Genomic DNA, 4,935 nt, shown 5'->3' with positions numbered 1-4,935 from the left:
GCGGGGGCGGCTTGCGCCAGGGCGGGCGAGGGGGCGGCGGCCGTAACGCTGCCTATGAGAAGGGATGCGCCGGCGGCCGTGAGGATGCCGGTGCGGAGCCTGGTGTGGTGAGGCATGGGTGGGGCGTCTTCCTTTCGCGCTCTGGGGAGTCAGCTGGCGGGCTGTGTGGCGCTGCGACCCCAACGACGCTAGGGAGACGGCTGGTTGGACGGAATTGTCTCTTCAGGCATGGCCCCAAGGGGAGCCTCCCCAAAGGGCAATGCGCGCCGGGGAGACGGGGATTGAGGCAGCCCCTGCCTGGTGCGGTGCTCATGTCAGAGGGCTGGGTAAGGTGGGAGTCGATCCCTGTCATAACCAGGCCACGGGGGTCTGCTGGAAGAGCGGGATCAGGAAGGACCGGAATGACCAAACGGTCCGATGCGGTAGAGGCAACCTGCCCACGCCAGCGCCTGGGGAGCGATCCCAGGTTCGGGGCGTGGCGGCTGGAGAGCCTGACCGAACGGGAGAAGGAAGTCCTACTGCTGCTCGGTACGGGCTTGGGAAACCGGGAGTTGGCGCGGGAGCTGGGTATCGCGGAGCGAACGGTGAAGGCGCACATCGCGAGCATCGTGGCGAAGACCGGGCAGGAGACGCGGACGCAGGCCGCGATCGTGTCCGCGCTGGCCCACGACACGCTGTGTGTCGATCCGTCGTGCAAGCGGCATCCGGGGAAGCTTCCCGACCGACACCCGCTCTCGGTGGCATAACGGGTGTCCTGCGCCCGCGCCGAGCAGGGCGCGGGCGCAGGGACGGCCGACAGGGGGCACCGACAGGGCGCAGCTGTCGCTCAGTTGGACTCGATGCACTTCTCGGTCTGCTTGATGGGCGCGACAAGAGCTGAGAGGTCGATGAGGGCGGCGTCGGGCGCGCTCTGCGGCCGGGTCAAGGTCACCTCGGTGGCCGGAGCGCGGCCGTAGGTGGTGATCACCTTCTTGGCGTCCTTGGACCGCGTGCTGTCGATGACCCAGTCGACGCCCTCTGCGGCGAAGCAGGGGTCCGTGGTGGGCCCCAGTTCGGGTACGCCGCAGCGCAGGACGATGTCGTTGTCCCCCCAGACGACGACGCCGGACAGGCCGGTGCTGTGGCGGGGCTGCCCCGCCAACTCCGCGGGGGCCTTCTCCGTCATGCGGGCGCAGTGGGGGCTGTCGGCTTCGGCGCCGGGCCGGATGTCGTAGTGCGGCTCGCTGGTGACCACGAAGGCGAGTACGCCGACGGCGACCAGCGTGGCGGCTGCCAGGGGAAGGATGGTGCGTTTGCGTCCCATGCTCAACGGTTCGTCTTCCCGGTGTGTGGCGGTGGGTGGTCGGGCGACACGTTATGGCATGGGGTGAGGGGACTTGTGCAGGGGGCGACGTATGACCCTTTGGGGCAATGCCCCTTTGGTCACCTCCCCAACAGACCTGGTGGGCATGGAGGTTGGCGCCTACGTTCGGGTGCTCCGTTGATCTCCATGGAGGGGGACCTTGATGCGCAAGGCAGCTGGTTCGCTCGTACTGGCCGCGGTCACCGCGGGCTCGCTGGCCACTTTCGCCGCACCGGCCCAGGCGGCGCCCGAAGCGGCCAAGGCGAAGAACCCGTACGCGCACACGCAGCTGGAACGGGTGTGGGCCCCGAACAGGTGTCTGTCGATGGGTGGCAGCAAGAAGAACAACGCGCGTCTGAAACTGGCGAAGTGCGTCAAGAAGTACAAGACGCAGCGGTGGACCCTGAAGCGGGTCTACAGCAACAAGTCGATCTTCGTTATCAAGAATGACAAGTCCGGCAAATGCCTGACCGTGGGCTCCAAGAACCGCCTGGTGCAGAAGACCTGCCACTCGACGTGGAAGAGTCACCAGTGGGTGCTCGGCGGCTCGAAGATCGCCAACCGGGCGAAGGGCAAGGTCATCGCCTCGAAGTCGACGAAGGTGGGCTCGTACCCGTACCTGGAGAAGAGCGGCAGCTCCAACAAGGCCCGTGGCCGCCAGGAGTGGGGCCTGTCCTGACCCGTGCGAACCCCGCGTTCTGCGGCCGCTCTGCGGCAGAGGGGAGGTGCGCACCGGTGTGCGGTGTGCACCTCCCCGCGCGCGTGACCTGCGATCGGTGGTGGCATGCTCGCCGCATGAAGACGCTACAAGCATCGACCGCCGTCGTTGTTCTGCTTGCCGCGCTGGTGGGATGCTCGTCGCCCCCGTCGCCGGAGGGCGACGTACGCAGGCCCGATCCGCTGAAGTCGTACGGACCGGCAGACCGGGAAGCGATGCCGGAGATGTCGGGCGAGCGCGTGGACGGCGACGGTCGGGTCAGCCTGAAGGGGCTGCGAGGGAAGGTCGTGGTCGTCAACGCGTGGGCGTCGTGGTGCGGCCCGTGCCGCGCGGAGGCCCCGGGCCTGTCGCGGGTGCACGAGGAGCTCTACGACGAGGGCCTTCGGGTGGTGGGCGTGAACGTGGACCTCTCGGTCTCGGCGGCGCGCGCCTTCGAGAAGGACACGAAGCTCGCCTACCCGAGTCTGCACGACCCCAAGGGCCGGGAACTCCTGCGCCTGCCGAAGGGGATGGTCAACATCACCGGTTACCCGTTCACGATCGTCGTCGACCCGAAGGGCCGGATCGCGGCGGCGCGGACCGGGGCCATCGGTGAGGCGGAACTGAAGCGGGTCGTCAAGCCGTTGCTGTGAGAGGGGCTGCCGCGCTAGCTTGATCTTTAACCTCGGGCGTCGAACGGCTTCTCGTACTTGATCACCCGGTCTGGTAACTGCCGTACGGGCAGGCGGCCTTCGGCTGGGCATGTGCTCCGACCAAGGAACACACGCGCTCAGCACGAAGGCCGTGGGGATGAGTCTGCTGCATCACGCCGTCGGCCGGATCCGTTCGCGGAACTGTCACGCTTCCGGGGTGAGTTCTACTCCTGCCTGACCAGACGTGCGGACGCTCTGTTCGAGCTGGCGGATGCCGTGTTGTGTGCGGACGGCCCGGTCCGGTCACTGGTCGAGCTGTCGCTGGTGGGCGGGCGAGAGGTCATGCGGCGCTAGTTGGAGCACCTGTTGACGGTCGGGGAGCTGCGGAACGTCTCAGTCCAGGTGCTTCCCGTTGGGCGGTGTGGTGGCGTCGCTCTGATCGGCCCCGCACGCCATGCCATGATCCGTATGCACGCCCTCAGTGTCGAGGAGTCGGCGGTGTTCATCAGGAAGGTGGCGCAGGAGCTATGAGTGAGGCCGGGATCGTGTGGTTCAAGTCGGCGTGCCGAGACGGCGGACGGGTCGACTCGGTGGGTGTTCCGGACGTTCTGGTCGCGTACCGCACGGGATGACGAATGGTGGTCCCGCGTGATCGACGGTGACGTACCGCCGCAGCGGGTTGAGCCGTCGCGTACCCCGGACGCGCAGCCCTCCGCCGCGTACGTCGCGCTCGCCCAGGTCGGCCGGGCCGAGCCCCGTATGGCGCTGTCGGCGGCCGACTGTGCGGCGCTGGAGGAGTTGGCCACTGAGTGGCTGGCGCGGGGTGCGAGTGCGGGGCTGTTGGTGCAGGCCCTCACCTCGGGGCTGCCCGAGCCGGTTCACGCGCCCCGTGCGCTCGCGCGGAGCAGACTGGTCAGCAAGATGCCGCCCGCGCTTCCGGCGCCGGAGGTCGCCGCCCGTACGCTCATGGAGTGCACGGACTGCGGGGTTCCGGGCAGCCCGGACGCGCTGCCTGGCGGCTTGTGCCGGGCCTGCCGCCTGGCCCCCGCTCCGGGCGGTTCCCTGCCGGACGGGCGCGGGCAGCTCGACCCTGCCGATGTCCGGCATCGTGCAGCCCGCCTGCGTGACGCTCTGCCGGGTACTGTGCGAAGGGCGAGGGGCGTCGCAAGCCCGGACACCACACACGCGAGGAGTGGGCCGTATGAGTGCGCAGCCGGTTGAGCCACAAGGGTCGACGGCCACCTACTACCAGCTCCGGGACCTCGCCAACGTCATCGTGGACGAGGCGGAACGGCGCGGCGAACGAGTCCGCGCCGATGTTGCGAATCAGGAGATCCACGTCGCGATGATGAGCCCCTCCAACCCGCACGGGCATGTTGTCTCGGCCCTGATTCTCCAGATCGGGGGCCAGGACGACCGGGCCGTACTCATTGCGGAGGGCCGTGTGGAGCACCCCGGTCTCGGGCTGTGCCGTACCGCCGACCTGCTCGCGCTCTCGCGGGACGCATACGACCAGCAGGACGATGACGCCGCCTGCTTCGCGCCCACGGTCAGCCTCGCCGTGGAGGTCGTCTCCAAGTCGAACCCCGGGAACGACTATGTGGTGAAGCTGCGCGAGTATCCGCGTATGGGCGTCCCGGTGTACGCGATCATCGACCCTCGGGACGGCACGGTCTCGGTGCACTGGGAGCCGGGGACGCGCGGGGGCGAGCCGTGCTATTTGCAGAGCCTGCGCTATGGGTTCGGGGACGCGGTGCCGATGGGGCCGTGGACGGTCGATACCGCGAAGTTTCCCCGGTATCGCGGCTGAGGGCCGGGCGTCGCGCGGCAGGTAGGAGTTTGAAGACAGGACCTAGGCCACCCGGGTCGCGGCTGCGAAGGGCATCGAGCTGATGGGGGCGATCTTGACCGGGGCGCTCGGGTTGGACGCGTGGATCATCTGGCCGTTGCCGATGTAGAGGCCTACGTGGCTGAGGCCCGAGTAGAAGAAGACCAGGTCACCGGGGGCGAGTTCGGAGCGGGAGACGCGGCGGCCCGCGTTGACCTGGGTGAAGGTCGTACGGGGGAGGGCGACGCCCGCTGAGCGGTAGGCGGCCTGGGTGAGGCCCGAGCAGTCGAAGGCGTTTGGGCCCGTCGCGCCCCAGACGTACGGGCTGCCGATGGCGCGGCGGGCGAAGGCGATCGCTTGGGCCGCGCGGGAGTTGGAGGCGGGGGCGGCTGCACCTTGGGGTAGGTCGGTGGGG

General features: G+C 68.8%; 7 protein-coding genes and 1 pseudogene. 6 read left to right on the top strand and 2 right to left on the bottom strand.

Annotation, left to right across the window (positions count from 1 at the left end; translation table 11 throughout):
• Positions 1 to 401 precede the first annotated feature (401 nt).
• Complete coding sequence (locus U9R90_RS13225) at positions 402 to 746, top strand: LuxR C-terminal-related transcriptional regulator (RefSeq protein ID WP_411056641.1); 345 nt, start codon at positions 402 to 404, stop codon at positions 744 to 746.
• A gap of 80 nt (positions 747 to 826) precedes the next feature.
• On the opposite strand, the gene U9R90_RS13220 is transcribed toward U9R90_RS13225, so the two are convergent.
• A complete protein-coding gene (locus U9R90_RS13220) occupies positions 827 to 1,303 on the bottom strand; it encodes a DUF3515 family protein (RefSeq protein WP_411056640.1) in 477 nt (158 codons plus the stop codon).
• A 202-nt stretch (positions 1,304 to 1,505) separates the two neighbouring features.
• On the opposite strand from U9R90_RS13220, the gene U9R90_RS13215 reads away from it, so the two are divergent.
• From U9R90_RS13215 to U9R90_RS13195, 5 genes and pseudogenes are all read left to right on the top strand, one after another.
• The gene (locus tag U9R90_RS13215) at positions 1,506 to 2,021 is read left to right on the top strand and encodes a ricin-type beta-trefoil lectin domain protein (RefSeq protein WP_411056639.1); all 516 of its coding nucleotides are present in this window, start codon (positions 1,506 to 1,508) and stop codon (positions 2,019 to 2,021) included.
• A 116-nt stretch (positions 2,022 to 2,137) separates the two neighbouring features.
• Entirely contained in the window at positions 2,138 to 2,692 is a 555-nt protein-coding gene (locus tag U9R90_RS13210; protein ID WP_411056638.1) for a TlpA family protein disulfide reductase, read from the top strand.
• Positions 2,693 to 2,849: 157 nt separating this feature from the next.
• Positions 2,850 to 3,022, top strand: a pseudogene (locus U9R90_RS13205) (transposase); the annotation flags it as partial.
• Positions 3,023 to 3,340: 318 nt separating this feature from the next.
• Positions 3,341 to 3,913, top strand: a complete 573-nt coding sequence (locus tag U9R90_RS13200; protein WP_411056637.1) for a hypothetical protein — start codon at positions 3,341 to 3,343, stop codon at positions 3,911 to 3,913.
• Positions 3,894 to 4,502, top strand: coding sequence for a Uma2 family endonuclease (locus U9R90_RS13195; RefSeq protein ID WP_411056636.1), 609 nt, complete (start codon positions 3,894 to 3,896; stop codon positions 4,500 to 4,502). Before U9R90_RS13200 ends, U9R90_RS13195 begins: the two co-directional genes overlap by 20 nt.
• A gap of 42 nt (positions 4,503 to 4,544) precedes the next feature.
• On the opposite strand, the gene U9R90_RS13190 is transcribed toward U9R90_RS13195, so the two are convergent.
• Positions 4,545 to 4,935 (bottom strand): C40 family peptidase (locus U9R90_RS13190; RefSeq protein WP_411056635.1); only part of this gene is annotated, 391 nt, incomplete at its 5' end.

The organism is Streptomyces sp. E11-3 (genome assembly GCF_046540415.1).
Lineage (GTDB): Bacteria > Actinomycetota > Actinomycetes > Streptomycetales > Streptomycetaceae > Streptomyces.
The sequence above is the reverse complement of the archived record's forward strand: the minus strand, read 5'-3'. Positions and strand labels throughout refer to the sequence as shown.

Coding starts and splice junctions, on each gene's coding strand:
- U9R90_RS13210 (WP_411056638.1), top strand. CDS start 2,138: ATGAAGACGCTACAAGCATCGACCGCCGTCGTTGTTCTGCTTGCCGCG.
- U9R90_RS13225 (WP_411056641.1), top strand. CDS start 402: ATGACCAAACGGTCCGATGCGGTAGAGGCAACCTGCCCACGCCAGCGC.
- U9R90_RS13195 (WP_411056636.1), top strand. CDS start 3,894: ATGAGTGCGCAGCCGGTTGAGCCACAAGGGTCGACGGCCACCTACTAC.
- U9R90_RS13215 (WP_411056639.1), top strand. CDS start 1,506: ATGCGCAAGGCAGCTGGTTCGCTCGTACTGGCCGCGGTCACCGCGGGC.
- U9R90_RS13220 (WP_411056640.1), bottom strand. CDS start 1,303: ATGGGACGCAAACGCACCATCCTTCCCCTGGCAGCCGCCACGCTGGTC.